The 19,022-nt window shown below is 70.8% G+C and carries 18 protein-coding genes and 1 pseudogene; 9 read left to right on the top strand and 10 right to left on the bottom strand.

The window, feature by feature from the left end; translation table 11 throughout:
- Positions 1–27 precede the first annotated feature (27 nt).
- The gene (locus OIE75_RS36825; protein ID WP_329473515.1) at positions 28–1,968 is read right to left on the bottom strand and encodes an ABC transporter ATP-binding protein; all 1,941 of its coding nucleotides are present in this window, start codon (positions 1,966–1,968) and stop codon (positions 28–30) included.
- A 234-nt stretch (positions 1,969–2,202) separates the two neighbouring features.
- On the bottom strand, positions 2,203–2,610 hold the full coding sequence (locus tag OIE75_RS36830; protein WP_329473516.1) for a hypothetical protein: 408 nt from the start codon (positions 2,608–2,610) through the stop codon (positions 2,203–2,205).
- A gap of 140 nt (positions 2,611–2,750) precedes the next feature.
- Here OIE75_RS36830 and OIE75_RS36835 point away from each other — a divergent pair, with 140 nt between their 5' ends.
- On the top strand, positions 2,751–4,592 hold the full coding sequence (locus OIE75_RS36835; RefSeq protein ID WP_329473517.1) for an NHL domain-containing thioredoxin family protein: 1,842 nt from the start codon (positions 2,751–2,753) through the stop codon (positions 4,590–4,592).
- A 48-nt stretch (positions 4,593–4,640) separates the two neighbouring features.
- Here OIE75_RS36835 and OIE75_RS36840 read toward each other — a convergent pair whose 3' ends face one another.
- The 4 genes from OIE75_RS36840 to OIE75_RS36855 form a co-directional block, all read right to left on the bottom strand.
- On the bottom strand, positions 4,641–5,657 hold the full coding sequence (locus OIE75_RS36840) for a serine hydrolase (RefSeq protein ID WP_307016630.1): 1,017 nt from the start codon (positions 5,655–5,657) through the stop codon (positions 4,641–4,643).
- 80 nt (positions 5,658–5,737) lie between these two features.
- Complete coding sequence (locus OIE75_RS36845; protein ID WP_307016631.1) at positions 5,738–6,517, bottom strand: alpha/beta fold hydrolase; 780 nt, start codon at positions 6,515–6,517, stop codon at positions 5,738–5,740.
- Positions 6,518–6,893: 376 nt separating this feature from the next.
- On the bottom strand, positions 6,894–7,754 hold the full coding sequence (locus tag OIE75_RS36850) for an alpha/beta fold hydrolase (protein ID WP_307016633.1): 861 nt from the start codon (positions 7,752–7,754) through the stop codon (positions 6,894–6,896).
- A gap of 87 nt (positions 7,755–7,841) precedes the next feature.
- A complete protein-coding gene (locus tag OIE75_RS36855; RefSeq protein ID WP_329473518.1) occupies positions 7,842–9,818 on the bottom strand; it encodes a heavy metal translocating P-type ATPase in 1,977 nt (658 codons plus the stop codon).
- A gap of 94 nt (positions 9,819–9,912) precedes the next feature.
- Between OIE75_RS36855 and OIE75_RS36860 the strand changes: the two genes are divergently transcribed.
- Positions 9,913–10,302 carry an ArsR/SmtB family transcription factor gene (locus OIE75_RS36860; RefSeq protein WP_329473519.1) on the top strand — a complete coding sequence of 130 codons (390 nt, stop codon included), beginning with the start codon at positions 9,913–9,915 and terminating at the stop codon, positions 10,300–10,302.
- 43 nt (positions 10,303–10,345) lie between these two features.
- Here OIE75_RS36860 and OIE75_RS36865 read toward each other — a convergent pair whose 3' ends face one another.
- On the bottom strand, positions 10,346–11,020 hold the full coding sequence (locus OIE75_RS36865) for a TetR/AcrR family transcriptional regulator (protein ID WP_307016637.1): 675 nt from the start codon (positions 11,018–11,020) through the stop codon (positions 10,346–10,348).
- A 92-nt stretch (positions 11,021–11,112) separates the two neighbouring features.
- Between OIE75_RS36865 and OIE75_RS36870 the strand changes: the two genes are divergently transcribed.
- The 3 genes and pseudogenes from OIE75_RS36870 (at position 11,113) to OIE75_RS36880 (ending at position 13,034) form a co-directional block, all read left to right on the top strand.
- Positions 11,113–11,997 (top strand): SDR family NAD(P)-dependent oxidoreductase, encoded by an 885-nt coding sequence (locus OIE75_RS36870; RefSeq protein WP_329474142.1) that lies wholly within the window; start codon positions 11,113–11,115, stop codon positions 11,995–11,997.
- 278 nt (positions 11,998–12,275) lie between these two features.
- A pseudogene (locus OIE75_RS36875) lies at positions 12,276–12,518 on the top strand (UBP-type zinc finger domain-containing protein); the annotation flags it as partial.
- Positions 12,519–12,578: 60 nt separating this feature from the next.
- Positions 12,579–13,034, top strand: a complete 456-nt coding sequence (locus OIE75_RS36880; RefSeq protein WP_443078472.1) for a DUF427 domain-containing protein — start codon at positions 12,579–12,581, stop codon at positions 13,032–13,034.
- Between the two features lie 32 nt (positions 13,035–13,066).
- On the opposite strand, the gene OIE75_RS36885 is transcribed toward OIE75_RS36880, so the two are convergent.
- Positions 13,067–13,453 (bottom strand): SRPBCC family protein, encoded by a 387-nt coding sequence (locus tag OIE75_RS36885; protein ID WP_329473520.1) that lies wholly within the window; start codon positions 13,451–13,453, stop codon positions 13,067–13,069.
- A 182-nt stretch (positions 13,454–13,635) separates the two neighbouring features.
- Here OIE75_RS36885 and OIE75_RS36890 point away from each other — a divergent pair, with 182 nt between their 5' ends.
- On the top strand, positions 13,636–14,937 hold the full coding sequence (locus tag OIE75_RS36890) for an alginate lyase family protein (protein WP_443078426.1): 1,302 nt from the start codon (positions 13,636–13,638) through the stop codon (positions 14,935–14,937).
- A 64-nt stretch (positions 14,938–15,001) separates the two neighbouring features.
- Here OIE75_RS36890 and OIE75_RS36895 read toward each other — a convergent pair whose 3' ends face one another.
- Positions 15,002–15,964, bottom strand: coding sequence for a right-handed parallel beta-helix repeat-containing protein (locus tag OIE75_RS36895; protein ID WP_329473521.1), 963 nt, complete (start codon positions 15,962–15,964; stop codon positions 15,002–15,004).
- Positions 15,965–16,238: 274 nt separating this feature from the next.
- Here OIE75_RS36895 and OIE75_RS36900 point away from each other — a divergent pair, with 274 nt between their 5' ends.
- Complete coding sequence (locus tag OIE75_RS36900; RefSeq protein WP_329473522.1) at positions 16,239–17,318, top strand: glycoside hydrolase family 5 protein; 1,080 nt, start codon at positions 16,239–16,241, stop codon at positions 17,316–17,318.
- A 298-nt stretch (positions 17,319–17,616) separates the two neighbouring features.
- On the opposite strand, the gene OIE75_RS36905 is transcribed toward OIE75_RS36900, so the two are convergent.
- A complete protein-coding gene (locus OIE75_RS36905; protein WP_307016642.1) occupies positions 17,617–18,084 on the bottom strand; it encodes a MarR family winged helix-turn-helix transcriptional regulator in 468 nt (155 codons plus the stop codon).
- A gap of 178 nt (positions 18,085–18,262) precedes the next feature.
- On the opposite strand from OIE75_RS36905, the gene OIE75_RS36910 reads away from it, so the two are divergent.
- Positions 18,263–18,571, top strand: coding sequence for a GNAT family N-acetyltransferase (locus OIE75_RS36910; protein WP_307016644.1), 309 nt, complete (start codon positions 18,263–18,265; stop codon positions 18,569–18,571).
- Between the two features lie 27 nt (positions 18,572–18,598).
- Positions 18,599–19,009, top strand: a complete 411-nt coding sequence (locus OIE75_RS36915) for a (4Fe-4S)-binding protein (protein WP_329473523.1) — start codon at positions 18,599–18,601, stop codon at positions 19,007–19,009.
- Positions 19,010–19,022: the final 13 nt, after the last annotated feature.

Consider the following 19,022-nt stretch of genomic DNA (forward strand, 5'->3'; position numbering starts at 1 on the left):
GACCGGTGGCCCGGCGCGGCCCGGTGATCAGGAGGCGTCGCCGCTCATCCGGCGCTGCAGATCCCACAGGGCCCGGAACAGCCCTGGCTGCTGTGTGAGTTGGGCGTAGGTGCCCTCCTGGACGATCTGCCCTTGGTCCAGGACTACGATCCGGTCGGCGACGGCCACGTTGGTGAGGCGGTGGGTGATCAGCAGGACGGCGCGGTCCTTGGCCAGTTCGCGCAGGCCGGCGAAGATGCGGTGCTCGGCGCGGGCGTCGAGGGCGGCCGTGGGTTCGTCCATCACCAGCAGCGCTGCCTGCCGATGGAACGCGCGGGTGAGGACCAGGCGCTGCCACTGCCCGCCGGAGAGTTGCTGTCCTCCGAACCACTCGCTGGTCAGGAGGGTGTTGAGGCCCGAGCGGAGGTGGGGAAGCATCTCCGCTGCGCCGGACGCCTCGCACGCGGCGAGCAGGGCGGCGTCGCTGGTGTCGCCCTGCCCGAAGGTGATGTTGTCGCGCATCGTCAGTGGCAGGTAGGTGAACTTCTGCGGGACCAGCGCGACGTGCTCCCACGACCTCCAGGGGTCCAGGTCCGTGGTGGAGGTGTGGTCCCAGGCCACGTCGCCCTCGGTGGGCAGCAGCAACCCGCACAGCAGGCGTGAGAGGGTCGTCTTGCCGGAGCCGTTCTCCCCGACCAGCGCCACGATCTCGCCGCGCTTCACATAAAGGGAGACGTTGCTCAGGCTGTCCTTGGGGGCGCCGTCGTAGCGGTAGGTGACGTCACGGACCTCGAAGCGTTCCGGGGCCGCGGGGATTGACGCGGTGCCGCGTGAGTCGATCATGGCCTGGCCGTGAGCGTTGTCGAGGAAGTTCTGCCAGTCCTGTACGTACCAGCCGGTGCGTACCAGGCGGGCTCCGCCGTTGATGATGCCGCGCACTGAGCCGGTGGCGGTCTGAAGGGCGAAGACGGCGCCACCGCCGGCCGCCAGGCTCATCTGCCCGGAGGCCAGGAGCCATAGCAGCGCTGCCCACACCGCGGTCGAGGCGATCCCGCCGGCCGCGGCTCCGGCCAGCCCCATCCACGCACCTGTGTTCGCGGCCTTGCGCTCGGCGGCGTTGACCGAGGCGGCGAGCCGCCGGTACCGGCCGATCAGGAAGGGGCCGGCGAGGCAGGCACGCATTTCCTCGCTGGACTCCTGATAGGCCATGTGCCAGCGGAGCTTGCTCAGCATCCGGCGCCGCCCGGAGGTTTCCAGCCCGGCGAGGTAGAGCACGCGTGCGGAGCGCACGTACGCGGCGGCCTGCGGCAGACAGGCGAGGAAGAGCAGGGGGAGGAGCAGGGGGTGCAGGACGGTCAGGACGGTGGCGCCGGCCGCGAGCGTGGCGGTCGCCGCGAGGACGTCCTGGGCTTCTTCTACGAGGTCGGGGGTGACCTGGGCGCCGCGGTCGGCGATGTCGTAGGCGTCGTTGTAGCCGGGCTTGTTGTTGGCGGCCAGTTCCGCGCCGAGCGCGGCCTCGATCATCGTCAGCTCCGCCGCCCGGCCGAGCACCGGACGCAGACGCCCGGTGAGCCAGACGACGGCGATGCCCATCAGCGCGCGCAGGCCGGCGGCGGCGGCGATCACGGCAAGCTGCGGGGCGGCGTCCCACAGCCGCTCGGTGATGTCGCCTGAGGAGACCAGCGCGGTGATCGTGCCCGTGACGGCCAGGAGGCCGAGGGCCGCGAGGACGCCCGTACCGATCTGGCACATCAAGAGGCCGACGGTCGCGCCGCGGTCCACGCGCCAGGCCATCCGCACCGAGCGCCGCACCAGTGAGGGCAGGCGCCGCGCCATGGTGCGGGAGGTCAGCAGGGACCCGGCCTGGAGCCTCGACTCGTCGCGGTACAGGTATTCCTCTTCTCGAACACCGGCGTCCTGATGTTCGCTGTCCGGCGCGGTTCCCTTGGGTGGTTGTGGCGGCTGGTCCTGCGTAATGGCCGAGGTCATCGTTCCCCCTGGGACGGTCGCGGCGGCAAGGTCGTGAGGTCTAACGACGCGGTTGCGATATCGAACACACGTCATTCGGTCGTGCTGGAAAGCCCGTGATTCCCTGCGTTCGTGGAACCTGCAGGCGTCCTGTCCCTGGTCTGGCTTGGAGCGGCTGCGGGCAGGAAATGGCCGAAACGCCGACACCGCCACACCACGTGGGCAGTACGTCTCGGCAGCGCAGGTGACCCCCGCCTAACCGGTATGGGAATCGGCCTGCAGCAGCTTTTCCAGCTCCCTCTCGGCGTGGCCGACCGCGCCCGTAAGGGCCTCGTGGTCGGGGGCGGACAGAGCGCCGGCTCCCAGTCCGGCCGCGGCGATCACCGCGGTCAGCGCTCCGGTCGCCTGCTCGGCCAGGGCTGACGCGGCGACGGGGTGGTGCAGAGCCTCTCGTGCGGCGTAGGCGTCGAGTCGTGCGACGCTGACGAGGGAGTCGCCGTGGACGTGTCGCCGATGCTCGACGGCCTCACCTTGCGTGAGGCATGGGCTGATGCGACGAACGAAGACCGGCGCAGTCGGTTGTCGCTCGCCATAGACCGGGTTGAGGTGAGCAAGGGAGTGCGCGGTCAGCGGATCATCCCCGAGCAACGCATTGAGATCCATTGGGCGAGGCTGGCGGAAACCGACACCGCCGCAGCGCCCGTCGGCAGCGTTCCCATCCACAGCCATCCGCCGCCCCCTGTGTCGTAGGCACTGCCGTACGCGTGTGATCCGACGTTCATACAGGATGGCAACCTTGAAGCATGAACGACGCTGCCCCGGCGCCAACCCCCGCGCCTGCGCCCCGCCGTGCCCGTGTCCGTGCCCCCGAGCTGGTCGGGAAGGGGGGCTGGCTGAACACCGGTGGCAAGGAACTCACCCTCGCCGACCTGCGAGGTAAGTGCGTTGTTGTCGATTTTTGGACGTTCTGCTGCATCAACTGCCTGCACGCCCTGGACGAACTGCGCGAGCTGGAGAAGAGGCACAGGGACACCGTGGTGATCGTGGGTGTGCACTCGCCCAAGTTCACGCATGAGGCCGAACACCGGGCAGTCCTGGACGCCGTCGAGCGCCACGGCGTCGAGCATCCCGTCCTGGACGACCCGGAACGGGTCACGTGGAAGCAGTACGCCGTACGCGCCTGGCCCACCCTCGCCGTGATCGATCCCGAGGGTTATGTCGTCGCCCAGTACGCGGGTGAGGGACACGCACCCGCCATCCAGCGGCTGGTCGAGGAACTGGAGGTCCAGCACGAGGCCAAGGGCACCCTGTGGCGCGGCGACGCCCCGTACGTGGCGCCGCGGCCGGAGCCGACGGCCCTGCGCTTTCCGGGCAAGGGCGTGCTCCTGCCCTCCGGCACCTTCCTGGTCAGCGACACCACCCGGCATCAGCTGGTGGAACTTGCCGGGGACGGGGAGAGTCTCGTGCGGCGGATCGGCAGCGGGAGGCGGGGATTCACGGACGGCCCGGCCGAGCGGGCAGAGTTCAGTGAGCCGCAGGGACTCGCCCTGCTCGCCGACGGCTCGGTCGTCGTCGCCGACACCGTCAACCACGCGCTGCGCCGGTACGAGCCCGCCACCGGCGACGTCACCACTCTGGCGGGGACCGGCAGGCAGGGAAGGCCGGGCGGGCCCACCCGCGGGGCCGCCCGTGCCGTGAGCCTTTCCTCGCCCTGGGACGTCGCGCGATGGAACGGCCGGGTGTGGATCGCCATGGCCGGGATGCACCAGCTCTGGGCCTACGATCCGCGGGACGGGGCTGTGGCCGTCACCGCCGGGACCGGCAACGAGGGACTGGTCGACGGGCCCGGTCCCGAGGCCTGGTTCGCGCAGCCGTCCGGGCTGTCCGCGACGGAGGACCGGCTCTGGGTGGCCGACGCAGAGACCTCCGCCCTGCGCTGGGTGGACCGCGAAGGCACGGTCCGCACGGCGGTGGGCACCGGACTCTTCGACTTCGGGTACCGCGACGGCCCCGCCGCCCGGGCACTGCTCCAGCATCCCCTGGGCGTCACGGCCCTGCCGGACGGCTCGGTGGCCGTCGCCGACACCTACAACCACTCCCTGCGCCGCTACGAACCGCCCACCGGTGAGGTGACCACGCTGGCGACCGATCTGCGCGAGCCCAGTGACGCCGTGGTCGTCGGCGACGACATCCTGGTCGTCGAGTCGGCCCGGCACCGGCTGACCCGGCTTCGGCTGCCGCAGGAGGTCCTGGGCGCGGGGCCCGGTGACGGCGTACGGCGGGAGACGACGGAAGCGGCGCCGGGCACCCTGCGCCTGGAGGTGGCCTTCCGGGCGCCCACCGGTCAGAAGCTGGACCTGCGCTACGGGCCCGCGACTCGGCTCGTGGTCTCGGCGACCCCACCCGAACTGCTGTGTGCGGGCGAGGGATCGGGCACCGGCCTGTCCCGCTCCCTCGACCTGAACCCGTCGGTGACCGAGGGCGTGCTGCACGTCTCCGCGACGGCAGCGTCCTGCGACGACGACCCGGACATCCCGTACCCGGCCTGCCACGTACACGAGGAGGAGTGGGAGATCCCGGTCCGTCTCGTCGAGGGGGCGAGCGACCGCCTTTCACTCGTCCTGGCCGGCGCCGACCCCGCGTGACGTCGTCGCCGGACACGCGGTGAGTCTCGGCCGGTTTCCAGGGGGCCGTCAGTTGGCCGACGTCTCCCCGAGCTTTCGGGAGAACGCCGTCACGGACGCGCGCGCCGCCTGCTCCACGATGCTGATGCCGACCTCTTGGGTGCTGCAGCCGTTGAGAAGTACCGCCATCAGATAGACGTGGCCCTCATGCTCTATCCGGCCGATGCTGTTGACGTCCCACTTCTTGGTCTGAGTCCGCTTGAGCCACCCGTTCTTCAGGGCGGTCGTGCCCGAGTCGGCCGCTGCGGACACGCCCCAGGTCTGGCTTCCCACGACGTGCCGCATCAGGTCCTGGATGTAGGTACGCGACGCCTCGCTCAGGGGCGACTTGTCGCCGAACACGGACTGGAGCAGGCGTATCTGATCTTCCGCCGTGGTCTGGGTGATGCCCCAGACGGTCCCGTGACCGCCCCGCGTCTGGAGCAGGCCGAGCCGTTCGTTGGCCGCGTCGAGCCCCCGAGCACTGCCTATCCGGGTCCACAGGGCACTGGTGGAGTCGTTGTCGCTCTTCTGGATCATGGCAGCGGACTGGGCGCGCTCCTCGGTGCTCAACCTCCGCCCCTGGTCCTGGGCCTGGAGCAGGAGGGTCGCGAGGATGTCCACCTTCACGACGCTGGCGGTGTCGAAGGCGTCGTGTCCGTACGTCGCCATGGCACCGCTCTCGACATCCAGCATCGCCACGGACATCCGGTTGTCGCCGAAGAGCGCGGTCACGGGGGCCAGAGCCGGTCCGAGATCGAACGACTTCTGTGACGGGGCGGGCGACGGCGGCGGTTTCGGAGCGTCCGCAGGTGCCTCGCCCGCCTTCGCCCGGGCCGAGACGGCCGTTGGGGACGGAGCCTTCGCCCGGTCGAGCGCGGACGAGTCACCGGGGTCGCTCCGGGTGATGGCATAGGTGGTGGCGCCGCTGACAAGGATCACGACCGACGTCACGGTCCACGTCATGCGGCGTCGCCTGGCCCGGCGGCGACGTCGTTGCTCTCGGCGGGAGCGGCCGCGTCGCCGAACAGGTGGGTTCTCATGCACGGATGAGATGGTAATCGAATCGAAGTTCGAGGTCGCCGGGCGATTCCAGAACGTGACCGCCGGCAATGTGCACCTGGTGCCTAGCGCTGGAAGCCGTCCGAAAGGGCCTCCGCGGTGGCGTGGGCGAAGCCTTCCGGGTTGTCCAGCATGATGTTGTGCCCGCAGTCGGGGACCGGGACCACGGCTACGCCGGCTTCGGTGAGCACGTCGGTGCCCGGGAGCGGGCCGTCGGCCTCGGGCAGCAGGTAGGTACGGGGGATCTTCAGGTCCAGCAGAAGCTCACGCATGGTGGGGACGGTGCCGCGGGTGAGGTGCACCGCGCTGCGATGCAGGGCCTCCCGGCCTGCCAGGCGCATCGTGGACCACCAGAGGGAACCGGCCCGGTCCCGGACCTCCTCCCAGCCGCCCGCCAGGAACTCCTCCTCGGAGTAGGCGGCGATGCCGCTGCTGCCCGCCGAGCCGAGCGCGGGCGGGATCGGGTCGAGGTTGCCGTCGACCACGACCAGGCGGGAGACCAGCCGGGGGTGCCGGGCGGCCAGGACGATGGCCACCGAGCCACCCATGCTGTGCGCGACCAGCTCGGCGCCCACGACACCCGCGCCGGTCAGGGCCGTGGCGAGGGCATCGGCGTGGGATTCCAGGGTGTAGTCGAATTCCGTCGGCCGGTCGCTGATGCCGTGCCCGAGCAAGTCGACCAGCAGTGACCGGCGTCCGGCGAGCAGCGGATGAACCGCGACCTCAGCGAAGTAGGCCGGCGACGTGGCGCCCAGTCCATGGACGTAGACGCGGGGCGGCTCCTGCCCCGGCACCTCGACCCAGCGGATCCGGCTGCCTTCGGGCGTCACGGTGGCGCTGCGCACGGTCTGCTCTCCTCCACTCCGGCTTCACGGAGGGCCGAGCGTAGCCACCGGGCCCCCGTGCACCGGCACCGGCCCAGCAACGGACGTCTCCCGTACCACGCTGGCAATGGTCAGGGTCGCGACGCGGCCGGCGAGGTCTACGCCTCGAGGCGCCGACTCGGGGGAGTTCCTGGCCGTCATGGCCGTCGAAGCAGGACAGGTGTCCGCTCCGGTCGGACAAGAGCAGCAGCCGTGGTGACCGCGTCTCGCCGCACACGGTTCGGGACGAGTGGACGTACGACTTCAACCGCCTCGACATCTGCTGGGGGCACGGCGGCCAGGACACGCTGATCACGGTGTCCGGGCCACATCGGGAGGCAGGACGAGTCGGCGGGAGTCAGAGGGAGAAGAAGTCGCCCAAGGCGGCGGAGAGTGGGCCGGGGGCCTCCTCGGCGACGTGGTGGCCCGCGTCGATGCCCTGGCCGCGCACGTCGTCGGCCCAGTCGTGCCAGATGGCGCGCGGGTCGCCGTACAGGTCCTCCAGGTCGTCCCGCAGTGACCACAGAACCAGGACCGGGCAGTGGATCCGTGTGCCCCGGGCCCGGTCCTCCTCCTCGTGGCGGCGGTCCACGGTGAGCCCGGCGCGGTAGTCCTCCAGCATCGCGCGGACGACGTCCGGGTTCCTCGTGGCGGCCCGCCACTCGTCGTGGTTCTCCTGTCCCATGACCTGTGCGTCGCCGCGGTACCAGGCGTCCGGGTCGGCGTTGATGACGCGTTCGGGGATCTCCGGCTGGGCGAAGAAGAACCAGTGCCACCACGCGGTGGCGAACCGTGCGTCGGCGCGGGCCAGATGCTCGCTGAGGGGTATCCCGTCCAGGAAAGCCACCCGGGTCACCGCCTCCGGGTGGTCCAGCACGAGCCGAAGGGCCACCGGCACCCCGCGGTCATGGCCGGCGAGCCCGAAGCGCCGGTGCCCCAGTGCTCGCATGACCTCGACCATGTCCCCGGCCACGGCACGCTTCGAATGCGGGGCGTGGTCGGCGGCGGGGGCGGGGCCGCGGGAGCGGCCGTAGCCGCGCAGGTCGGGGCAGACCACGGTGAAGCCGCGCCGGACCAGGAGGGGCGCGACGCGGTGCCAGGTCGCCGAAGTACGGGGATGGCCGTGCAACAACAGCAGGGGCGGTCCATCTCCTCCGTACCGCACGAAGACGGATGCCTCGCCGACGTCCACCGTCTCGGTGGCGAAACCCTCGAACACCGCAAGCCCCTTCCCGCTCTGGAGGCTCGGCTCCGGCCCCTCGCATCCCGCCTGCCCCGATCCGGATTTCTCAAGGGCGGTCTCCACTCAGGCCGTCTCCCGGACGAGCCGGGGCCAGGCGGTCTCCCGCAGCAGGCGCAGGCCGTTGAGGCCGACGATGACGGTGGAGCCCTCGTGGCCGGCGACGCCGAGCGGCAGGGGGAGGGTGCCGGTCAGGTCCCAGAGGACCAGGACGGCGATGAACGTTCCGGCGATGGCCAGGTTCTGGACGACGAGGCGGCGTGCGGTGCGGGAGAGCTGCACGACCGAGGGGACGGCGGCCAGTTCGTCGCGGACCACGACTGCGTCCGCGGTTTCCAGGGCGAGGTCGGAGCCGGCCTTGCCCATGGCGATCCCGCAGTGCGCGGCTGCCAGAGCGGGCGCGTCGTTCACGCCGTCGCCGACGACCAGCACGCGGCGACCCTGAGCCTCCCACGCCTTGACGGCGGCGACCTTGTCCTGGGGCAGCAGGTGGGCACGGACGTCGGTGATGCCCACCTCGGCGGCCAAACGCCGGGCGGCGCGCTCGTTGTCTCCGGTCAGCAGTACGGGAGTCCGGCCGGTCAGCCGGGTCAGGGCGGCGACCGTGGCCGCCGCGTCCGGGCGCAGCCGGTCCGCGACGCCGAGCACGCCCACCGGCTCCTGGTCGCGCAGGACGACGACAGCCGTCCGTCCGGCTTCCTCCAACTCGGCCGCCACCCCGAGTTGCGACGGGTGGGCGACGGCGTCCAGCAGCCGGGCGGGGGAGCCGACCGTGATGGTGCGGCCACCGATGAGGGCGGTGACGCCTTGGCCCGGGGTGGCGGTGAAGTCCCTGGCGTCGGCCAGGGGGAGGCCGCGTTCGCGGGCGGCGGCGACGACGGCCCGGGCGAGCGGGTGTTCGCTCGGGTGCTCGGCGGATGCCGCCAGCGCCAGAAGCGTGTCCGGCTCCAGTCCGCTGCCGTGCAGGGGGTGCACGTCGGTGACGCGCGGGGTGCCTTCGGTGAGGGTCCCGGTCTTGTCCAGGGCGACGGTGTCGATCTGGCCCAGGCGTTCCATCACGACGGCGGACTTGGCGAGGACGCCGCGGCGCCCGGCGTTGGCGATCGCGGACAGCAGCGGCGGCATGGTGGACAGGACGACCGCGCACGGCGAGGCCACGATCATGAATGTCATGGCCCGCAGCAGTGCCGACGACAGGGTGTCGCCCAGGGTGAGCGGAACACCGAAGACGGCGAGGGTCGCGATCACCATGCCGAGCGAGTACCGCTGTTCGATCTTCTCGATGAACAGCTGGGTGGGGGCCTTGGTCCTGGAGGCCTCCTCGACCATCTTCACGATCCGCGCGATGACCGAGTCCGACGGATCGCGCTCGACGCGCACGCGCAGGGACCCCGTGCCGTTGACGGTGCCGGCGAACACCTCGTCCCCGGCCTGTTTCGTGACCGGGAGCGGCTCGCCGGTGATGGTGGCCTGGTCGACGTCACTGGCTCCGTCGACGACCCGGCCGTCCGCGCCCAACCGCTCGCCGGGCCGGACCAGGACGGTGTCGCCGACCATCAGGCGCTCGACGCCGACCGTCTCCTCGGTGCCGTCCGGGAGGAGGCGGGCGGCGGTGGCGGGGGCGAGGTCGAGCAGGCCCCGTACGGAGTCGGCGGTCCGCGCGGTGGCGACCGCTTCCAGGGCGCCGGAGGTGGCGAAGATGACGATCAGCAACGCTCCGTCGAGGACCTGGCCGATCGCGACGGCCCCGGCGGCGGCGACGACCATCAGCAGGTCCACGTCGAGCGTCTTGTGCCTCAGGGCCTTCAGACCTTCCCAGCCCGGCTCCCAGCCCCCGGTGACGCAGGCCGCGGTGAACAGGGTGCCCCACAGCCACGCGGGGCCGCCGAGCAGGTCGACGGGCAGCGCGAGGAGGAACAACACCAGCGCCGCGAGCGCCCAGCGTGCCTCCGGCAGCGCGAGCAGCCGCGTACGACGCCGGGGCGGCTGTGGGCGCCCGGAACCGGCGGTCCGCGCGTAGCGCTGATCCAGAACAGAAGACATGCCGGGAGAACCCTTCGCGGGTGGGAGAGAACGACACCTCCACCGTACAGGAACATCTGAACAGCTCTTCATGTGTCATCGGTATGATGAAGGCATGGGCCATGGACGCGACACCGCCAGCAGCGCCGGCACCCGCGAGCGCCTCGAAGCGGTCGGCATCGCCGATGTCGCGGCGACACTGCAGGCCCTCGCCACGCCCTCGCGGCTCTACATCCTGGCCCGCCTCCAGGAAGGTCCCTGCGCGGTCGGCGAACTCGCCGAAGCCGTCGGCATGGAGGCCTCCGCCTGCTCACATCAGCTCCGGCTGCTGCGCAACCTCGGCCTGGTCACCGGCGAGCGGCACGGCCGCTCCATCGTCTACGCCCTCTACGACGACCACGTGGCCGAACTTCTCGACCAGGCCCTCTACCACGTGGAACATCTCCGCCTCGGCGTGCGCGACACCACGGACCACGAAGCCTCCCCGGACGCCGCCGTCAAGTAGTCGGCGGCGGGCGGACCCCGTCCTCGCGAAAGTCCGCGGCGGATCAGTTCGTGCGGGTGCCGCTCTCGTCGTTCATGCCGATGAGCAGGGCGGTGAGGACGCGGCGCAGCCGGGGTTCCACCTCCACGACGGCGTGGCCGAGCTGCGGTTCGCTCGCGTACAGCTCCCGCAGGGCCGCGCGGGGTGTGGCCATCTGCCACAGGGCTCCGGCCATGGAGGTCGCGGTGGCGACTGTGTCGACGGCCTGCTCCTCGCTCAGGCCGAGCAGTCGGTCCAGTTCGGCGCCGATCCGCGCGACCTCCTCCAGCGTGCCGAGCTTGAAGGTGCGAACGGCTTCAAGGGACACGTTCCGCTCCAGGTTGAGCGGCGCCTGGGCCAGCAGGTCGCAGAAGAGGGGCCGTGCCGACAGGGTGGCGGCGAAGGCGTCGGCGACCGCCGCCGGTGCGCCCCGCTCGCATGCCGTGAGGCGCCCCCGCAGCGCGGCGGACCATTCGCGCCAGCCCTCCGCGGTGAGGTCGAGGAAGATCTGCTCCCGCGTCTCGAAGTAGCGCAGCAGCGCCGACTTGTGCATGCCGACCTCGGTGGCGATGTCGGTGAGCGTGACCTCCCGGATGCCGCGCCGGGCCCCGAGGGCGCGGGCCGCCTCGAGGATCGCGGTCTCACGGGCCTGCTTCGCCTGGACGCTGCGGGCCCGCTGGAAGGCGGCCTGATCAGTCATGCGCCCATCATAGGAGCCATTAGTGAAACGGCGTTGCGTTAATACGGCAACGGTGTTTCACTAAAGGTATGAGTGATGACGCGAACACCTTCATGAACAGCACCGGGACGGCGGGCGGCGGCGAGCGGCCGGTCTGGTTCATCACCGGCTCCTCCCGAGGTCTCGGGCGCGCGCTGGCCACCGCCGCCCTGGAAGCGGGTGACCTGGTCGTGGCCACCGCGCGCCGCGTCGACGTCCTCACCGACGCCTTCGGCGCGTACGGCGAGCGCGTGCTGCCCCTGGCCCTGGACGTCACCGACCCCGAGGCCGCGAGCCGCGCGGTCGACGCGGCCGTGGACCGTTTCGGGCGGATCGACGTGCTCGTGAACAACGCCGGGTACGCGAACGTGTCGCCGATCGAGACCTCGGACGACGCCGACTTCCGCGCCCAGTTCGAAACCAACTTCTGGGGCGTCTACAACGTCACCAAGGCCGCCCTGCCCACCCTGCGCCGCCAGGGGGCGGGCACGGTCGTGCAGTTCTCGTCGATCGGCGGCAGGGTCGGAGGGTCGCCCGGCATCGCCTCCTACCAGGCGGCCAAGTTCGCGGTCGACGGCTTCAGCCGCGTCCTGGCGGCGGAGACGGCGCCCTTCGGCGTGCGGGTGATGGTCGTCGAGCCGAGCGGCTTCGCCACCGACTGGGCCGGCTCGTCGATGACGGTCCACGACATCCCACAGGCGTACGACGCGACCGTCGGCGAGATGAACCGCCGGGTGCGCCGGAGCACGGACGGCGCGGCGGGGGACCCGCGGCGGGCCGCCGAGATCATCGTGCGTACCGTCCACCGCGAGGAGGTCCCCGGTCACCTTCCCCTCGGCGTGAACGCGGCGACGATGGCCCTGGACCACTCCCGCCGCCAGACGGCGGAGGCGGCAGCCTGGGAGGAGGTCAGCCGTTCGGCGGACTTCGACGAGCCCTACCCGGTGGCCCTGCCCTGACGCCGGCACCCTTGGTTTCGCCCTCGCCTGGGCGGCGCTCCGCTGCCGCGTCACGCGCGGTTGGCCGCCCACCGCATCCGGCACGCCGACCACGGGCGAAGCAGAGGCGAGGCAGCAGTGAGTCGGGGATGACTCGGCGGGGAGGACGGGAAGGTGCGGAGATGGAAAGCCGGAACCGACCGCATCGGGCGGAGGCGGGGACGACACAGAGTGGGACGGAGGCGGAGACGGGGCCGAGGTGGGAGCCCCGTCCCGACGGCGGCCGCCCGGACGGCCGTCTGTGTGCACACACCCGAACGCCGTTCCCCGAGCCGGCGCCCCTCAGCGAGGTGTGCCTGCCGTGCGCGGCGCGCGGGCGGCACCAGATCGGCCTGCGACACTGCCTGACCTGTGGCCACGTCGGGTGCAGCGACAGCTCTCCCGGCGCTCACGCCAGTGCCCACTTCGACGACAGCGGTCATCCGGTGGTGCGTTCCCTGGCGCCCGGCGAGGAGTGGGCGTGGTGCTACGAGGACCAGCTCTACCTGGATCCTTCGCCTGGAGGACGTCCGGCCCCCTCCGCCTCCCCCGAGCCGGAGTCCGTGTGGGACTACCCGAGGCCGCCCGCGCTCCGGGAGGACGGTCGTGTGGTTCGCGTCGAGTGCGCGGGTCAGGTGGTGGCCGAGACACGACAGGCCGTCCAGGTGCTGGAAACGAGTCACCCCCCGGTCTTCTACGTACCGCCGTCGGACGTGACCCCTCACCTCCTGTGCCCGGCGGCCGCGGCACCCACCTGGTGCGAGTGGAAGGGCGAGGCGACGTACTGGGACGTCCTGGTGGAGAACGACCGGCGTTTCAGTGCCGCATGGAGCTATCCCACTCCCGCACCCGGCTACGAGCGCATCGCCGGATTCGTCGCCTTCTACCCCGGGCGGATGGACCGTTGCACGGTCGGCGACCAAGTGGTCGGCGCGCAGAGGGGCGACTTCTACGGCGGCTGGATCACGGCTGAGGTGCGGGGCCCCTTCAAGGGCGCGCCGGGGACCGGCATGTGGTGACGGAGTGCCGCAGCACCCCCGGCCCCCCCGCCTCACGGTCGCACCAGTCGACGCAGGGCGAAACGGGCGAGTGGCGTGTAGCCGGCCAGCACGAGCCCGGGCCCGTTCATGGTGAGATCGGTGCGGCAGCCGTCCTCCCGGGCGTGCACCCGGTGATGCAGCCGGATCCCCACCGGCCCGACCCGGACTCGCCAGGACCATGTACGCCGTACGTCGTCGACCGCCTCGACCCGAAAGGGAACCTTGATCCCGGCCACCGACTCCACCTGACCGGTGAGCCCTGGAACGAGCAGGCGGCGGTCCGCGTGCACACACCTGATCTGCGGAGCCCACGAGGCCCACGCGTCCAGCCGGGCATACCGCTGCCACGCCGTGTCGGCGTCGATCGGTCCCACCGCATGGATGGTCAGACTGGCCATGACTGACGAGTACCCGACTTCGCGGGGGGTGCGGCACGGCCGGGCGCCGATCCGGTCGGGAGCGTCGTCACCGCGGGCCGAACCGGTCCCCGATGCGCGACGCATTGCCAAACCCGGAGGGCGCACCTAGTCTCTGCTCGTCCTTAATCGTGAACCTCATTCATGTTCATGAACGGAGAGCGATGGGTAGACGACTCCGGCCGATCACGGCCCTACTGGCGGCGGCGACGCTCGTCGGGCTGGTCGGCCCGGCCGCGTCCGCGCGGCCGGCCATGTCCGAGCAGCCGGCCTCCGCGGTCCACGCGGTGGCCCGTGCTCCCAAGACCGTCGTCCTGCCGGGTGAACGCATGCGGTACGCCAAGATCCGGCTCGCGCTCGGTGGCCGTGAACTTCGCACTGCCGTTGGGCAGTTGACCCGTAGGGCGGATCAGTGGCTCGACCAGGGCCCCTGGACCGTCGTCGACAAGCCGCGACCGGCACCCGGCGGTGACGTCCACGACTATCTGAGCCAGGCCCCCTACTGGTGGCCCAGCCGGACCCCGACCGCCGACAATCCGTGGGGCTGCCCCTACGTCCAGCGCGACGGCGAGCGGAACCCCGAGGTGGACTCGGGTACCGACCGCCAGGACCTGGAGAAGGTCTTCGACTCCTCGTACGACCTCGCGCTCGCCTGGTACTACACCGGCGAGCGGCAGTACGCGCGCAAGGCGGCGGACATCCTGCGGACCTGGTTCCTCTCCCCGGCCACCCGGATGAACCCCAACCTGGACCACGCCCAGTTCATCCCCTGCAAGTACGACGGCCGGGCCATCGGCATCATCGACTTCTCCCAGTCCTACACGTCCGTCGTCGACGCCGCGGCCCTCCTGGAGACGGGTGCGCCGTCGTGGACCCGCGCCGACCGGGACGCGATGGGGGAGTGGAACAGCGACTTCCTGGGCTGGCTGCGCAACAGCGACTTCGGAAAGCAGGAGGCCGCTGCCGCCAACAACCACGGCACCTTCTACGACATGCTGGTGGCCGGACTCGCGTACGCCACGGGCGACCGTGAACTGGCCCGCCGCACCGTGCGCGAGGCCGCCGCCAAGCGCGTGGACGCCCAGATCGCGGCGGACGGCAGCCAGCCGCTGGAGCTCGCCCGGACCAGGAGCTGGCACTACTCCACCTTCGACCTCGTCGCCTACACCCGGCTCGCGGCGATCGGCGAGAACGTCGGGGTGGACCTCTGGGCGCACCGGGGCCCGCAGGGGCAGAGCCTGTTCGCGGCGGTGCGGTACCTGCTGCCCGCCGCCACGGGCCGCGAGGCCTGGCCCCACCCCGAGCTCGAGTTCCACCGGTTCGCGGCGAGCGACGTCGTGCACGCGGCCGCGGACGCCGGCGACGGCGCCGCGCGGCGTGCCCTGCGCCTGCTGGAAACGCCACCCGGCGGCGATCTGTGGGCACTTCGCCCGGCCGCCGAGCAACTTGACTCCATAGCGGGCTGACCCCGCCCCGGCCGCGGGCGGGGCACCGTGAGAGGGCCGGCGCCACCCCCTCACGGTGCCGGTGTCAGGGCGTCACGGCGATATTGGTCAGCCCCCGGCCGCCGGTCACGGTGTTGCTCGCGTGCACCGTGGTACTGCAACCGGAGGCGGAGTTCGTGACGTTGACGGCCAGCCTGGTGGACCCGCCGGCGCCGCTCAGGTCGGACCTGTTGTTGCGGAAGACCGTGCCGCAGCCCCAGCCCGGCTGCTGGGTGTGCGTCTGGTAGCCGTCGTTCGTGGTCCGGGTGCCGGTGTTGTTCTCCACCACGACGTCGTTGCCCTTCACGTCCACCCACGAGTCGTCGTAGTGGACGCCGGTGAGGCCGCCGCCGTCGAACGTGTTCCCGATGATCCGGGTCCCGGTGGTGCCCTCCTTGACGTCGATGTTCTCGCCGCCGACGTCGGGTCCGATGGTGTTGTTCAGTATCTGCACGTTGTCGCTCCTGTCGGAGAGCGTGTTCGCCGTGCCGACGTACACGCCCTCGCCCATGCCGCGCCCGTCGTTGCCGGTGTCGTGGATGCGCGAGTCGCGGATGACGCCGTCCGCGCTGGACTTGCGGAAGTGGACGCCCTCCATGTCCAGGCCGTGGACCGTCACGCCGTCCACGACCACCCCGCGCGCGGCGTCGATCACGATGCCCTTCTGGCCGCCGGTCACCGTCACCCCGTGGACCGTCCAGTAGGAGGCCGCGTTCAGGTGGAGGCCGTAGCCGCCGGCGGTGAGCACCGCCCTGGACGAGCCGGTGAGCGTGATGCGGGAACCCGCGGTGGCGGCCCGGGTGGCCTTGAAGTTGCCCGTGTACGTGCCGTCGGCGAGCCGGATCGTGTCGCCGGGCGCGGCCGCCGCGAGCGCCGACTTCAACTGGGCGGCGGTGGAGACCTCGATGACGGCCGCCGACCCGAGGGCCGGGGCCGGGGTGGGGAGCAGGGCCAGCCCGCCGGTCACGGCGAGCAGGGAGGTGAGCAGCGAGCGGGAGCGCGTGCGCATGGGGGACCTCCTGAGTCCTGGACATGGCTCTTGGTCGCAGTTCATATAGCTGACCAGTAATTACCGATGTGAATCAGGCTTAGAGGAAAGTAGGGGTGCTCCTCCGAGGCGTCAAGGCCGGACGACGTGACCTCCGGTGGATGTGTCCCATTCACAGGGCGCTGTGAATGCCCTGTCCGCCTGATGCCGTCGGCACTCTTGATGAGAAGGGCGGCTCTTGCTTCCCTGTGATTAGGAAAGTTTCCTATCAGACACTCCTGTGAAAGGAGTTCGTATGCACGCACACCGCACCTCATGGCGATCCTCTGTGGCGGCAGGCGTCGCAGGCAGCGCCCTGCTCCTGCTCCTGGGCGTGGCTCCCGCCACCGGTGCCACCACCGCACGGCAGGTGCCGGCGGCCGCGCCCACCGCGGAAACCCCCGTCGGTGCCAACGGCCGGCTCAGGGTCTGCGGCACCAAACTGTGCAACAGCCGCGGCAACCCCATCCAGTTGCGCGGCATGAGCAGTCACGGCACCCAGTGGTACCCGCACTGCCTGACCGGCGGTTCGCTCGACGCCCTCGCCCAGGACTGGAAGGCGGACGTCCTGCGGGTCTCCACCTACGTGCAGGAGGGTGGCTACGAAACCGACCCGAAGCGCTTCACCGACCTGGCGAACTCCCTCGTCCAGCAGGCGACCGACCGCGGCATGTACGTGATCGTCGACTGGCACATGCTCACTCCGGGCGACCCGAACGCCAACCTCGGCAAGGCCCGGCAGTTCTTCACCGAGATCGCCAACCGCAACAAGAACAAGAACAACATCATCTACGAGATCGCCAACGAGCCCAGCGGCGTGAGCTGGTCCCGCGTCAAGAGCTACGCCGAGCAGATCATCCCGACCATCCGCGCCATCGACGCCGACGCCCCGGTCCTGGTCGGCACGCGCGCCTGGTCCTCGTTCGGCGTCTCCGAGGGCGCCGACGAGTCCGAGGTGGTCAACAACCCCGTCCGCGCCGCCAACATCATGTACACGTTCCACTTCTACGCCTACTCGCACCGTGACGAGTACCTGGCGACCCTGTCCCGGGCGGCCGACGCCCTCCCGGTCTTCGTCACCGAGTTCGGGACGCAGAACTACGCCGGCGAGGGGAGCAACGACTTCGCCATGTCCCAGCGCTACCTCGACCTCATGGCGAGCAAGAAGATCAGCTGGGTGAACTGGAACTTCTCCGACGACCAGCGCTCCGGTGCCGTCTTCAAGACCGGCACCTGCGACAGGAACGGGCCGTGGGCCGGCACCTCCTCGCTGAAGCCCGCCGGCGCCTGGATCCGTGACCGCGTCCGTACTCCCGACGCGTTCCCCACCCGTTGATCCACCGAGCCCCGCCTCGTTGAGGGCCAACGCATGGACGAACGGCTCGCCTTGGAGATCGACTGGATGGTGAACTCGATGTCGATGTCACCGACGCCGTGAACTTCTCCCTCGGTCATGGCAAAGACCGGGCCTAGCGTGACCGTCGACGGCGGACTCCACCACTTCACCGGAGCCATCGAGGAGGCCTGACCGAACGGCAACCCCATGGTGTTGGCATGGAGGGGTGGCGGCCCTCGCGCCCGGGTGAGGTGGCCTGCCGCCGCGTGGTCCAGGGCGATGGGACCGCTCTGGCCGCTCAGTCCGGCAGCTTTTCCATGTGGTCCAGGACGCGCTTGGAGAGCCGGCCGAGCGTACTGAGCTGATGCGGGGTCAGGGCCTCGACGAAGAGGCGGCGGACGTGCTCGACGTGCTGGGGTGCCGCCTCCTCGATCGCCTCGTAGCCGGCCGGTGTGGCCACGATGAACGCCCCGCGTCCGTCGTCGGGGCATTCCTCCCTGGCCACGAGCCCGCGCTTGGCCATCCGGGTGACCTGATGGGACATCCGGCTCTTCTCCCACTCCACGGTCTTGGCCAGATCCAGCAGACGCATCCGACCGTTGCCTCGTTCGGTGAGACTGGCGAGAACGATGTAGTCGGAGGCCGACATGCCCGAGTCGGCCTGGACGCGTCGGGACAGCCGTCCGATGAGTGTCTCCTGCATGCGGATGAAGTTGTCCCAGGCGACCTTCTCTTCCGGGTCGAGCCAGCGTGGCGGTGCGTCCATGGGGCCAGTCTAACGAAATCGTTGACAGCTCATCTACTGACAGTGAAGGTCATGTGGCTCTCGTCGAGGACGCCATCGTCAAGATTAAGTTGATGCATCAACCTGTTGGGGTTAGGGTGATGCCCTGGCCGGCGCGATGCTGCCGAGCCGCGCGCAAGCACCCGCATGAGGAGGACGCATGACCGTCGAAGTGAGTGATGTGCCCGAGGCGAAGCGCTACGAGGCCCGCGTCGGTGGGGAGTCCAAGGTGGCGGGCGTCGCGGAGTACATCCGTACGCCGGAGCTCGTGGCGTTCGTGCACACCGAGGTCGAAGCGGAGTACGAGGGTGCGGGCGTCGGGTCCGCGCTCGTCCGCACCGCCCTCGACGAAGCGCGCGCCGCGAACTTGCGGGTGCTGGCCACCTGCCCCTTCTTCGCGGGCTGGATCAGCAGGCACCCCGAGTACCAGGACCTGCTGTACCAGTCCCGCAGCAAGGTCAGTGACTGAGGGCCGGGCACGGACGGGGGAGACGGTATGAGTGGCGAATCCGCGCAGAAGGCGTACCGGACGGAGTCCATCACGGTGACCTTCGAGGCCGGGCGCTGTCTCCACGCCGCTGAATGTGTCGGCGGCCTGCCCGAGGTTTTCGACCCGGCCAAGCGACCGTGGATCCAGCCGGAGAGGGCCACTGCCGAGCGCCTGGCGGAGGTGGTGCGGCGCTGTCCCTCGGGTGCGCTCCAGTACGAGCCGGCGGAGGGCGCGGGGGAAGCCCCTGAACGGCCCACCACGATCACCGGCGGCGCCGCCGGTCAGTTGCTCGTGCGGGGGGAGCTGAGTGTGGAGACACCTGAAGGCGTCCGTGCCGAGACCAGGGTCGTGCTGTGCGGCTGCGGGCGGAGTCGCCTCCGGCCGTACTGCGACCGCGCGGGGCCTTGCGGGCAGTGATGGAGGCCCGCCT

It is taken from the genome of Streptomyces sp. NBC_01723 (genome assembly GCF_036246005.1).
GTDB lineage: Bacteria > Actinomycetota > Actinomycetes > Streptomycetales > Streptomycetaceae > Streptomyces.

Coding starts and splice junctions, on each gene's coding strand:
- OIE75_RS36905 (WP_307016642.1), bottom strand. CDS start 18,084: ATGGACGCACCGCCACGCTGGCTCGACCCGGAAGAGAAGGTCGCCTGG.
- OIE75_RS36865 (WP_307016637.1), bottom strand. CDS start 11,020: ATGACTGATCAGGCCGCCTTCCAGCGGGCCCGCAGCGTCCAGGCGAAG.
- OIE75_RS36855 (WP_329473518.1), bottom strand. CDS start 9,818: ATGTCTTCTGTTCTGGATCAGCGCTACGCGCGGACCGCCGGTTCCGGG.
- OIE75_RS36890 (WP_443078426.1), top strand. CDS start 13,636: ATGGGTAGACGACTCCGGCCGATCACGGCCCTACTGGCGGCGGCGACG.
- OIE75_RS36900 (WP_329473522.1), top strand. CDS start 16,239: ATGCACGCACACCGCACCTCATGGCGATCCTCTGTGGCGGCAGGCGTC.
- OIE75_RS36895 (WP_329473521.1), bottom strand. CDS start 15,964: ATGCGCACGCGCTCCCGCTCGCTGCTCACCTCCCTGCTCGCCGTGACC.
- OIE75_RS36870 (WP_329474142.1), top strand. CDS start 11,113: ATGAACAGCACCGGGACGGCGGGCGGCGGCGAGCGGCCGGTCTGGTTC.
- OIE75_RS36915 (WP_329473523.1), top strand. CDS start 18,599: ATGAGTGGCGAATCCGCGCAGAAGGCGTACCGGACGGAGTCCATCACG.
- OIE75_RS36885 (WP_329473520.1), bottom strand. CDS start 13,453: ATGGCCAGTCTGACCATCCATGCGGTGGGACCGATCGACGCCGACACG.
- OIE75_RS36860 (WP_329473519.1), top strand. CDS start 9,913: ATGGGCCATGGACGCGACACCGCCAGCAGCGCCGGCACCCGCGAGCGC.
- OIE75_RS36825 (WP_329473515.1), bottom strand. CDS start 1,968: ATGACCTCGGCCATTACGCAGGACCAGCCGCCACAACCACCCAAGGGA.
- OIE75_RS36835 (WP_329473517.1), top strand. CDS start 2,751: ATGAACGACGCTGCCCCGGCGCCAACCCCCGCGCCTGCGCCCCGCCGT.
- OIE75_RS36830 (WP_329473516.1), bottom strand. CDS start 2,610: ATGGATCTCAATGCGTTGCTCGGGGATGATCCGCTGACCGCGCACTCC.
- OIE75_RS36910 (WP_307016644.1), top strand. CDS start 18,263: ATGACCGTCGAAGTGAGTGATGTGCCCGAGGCGAAGCGCTACGAGGCC.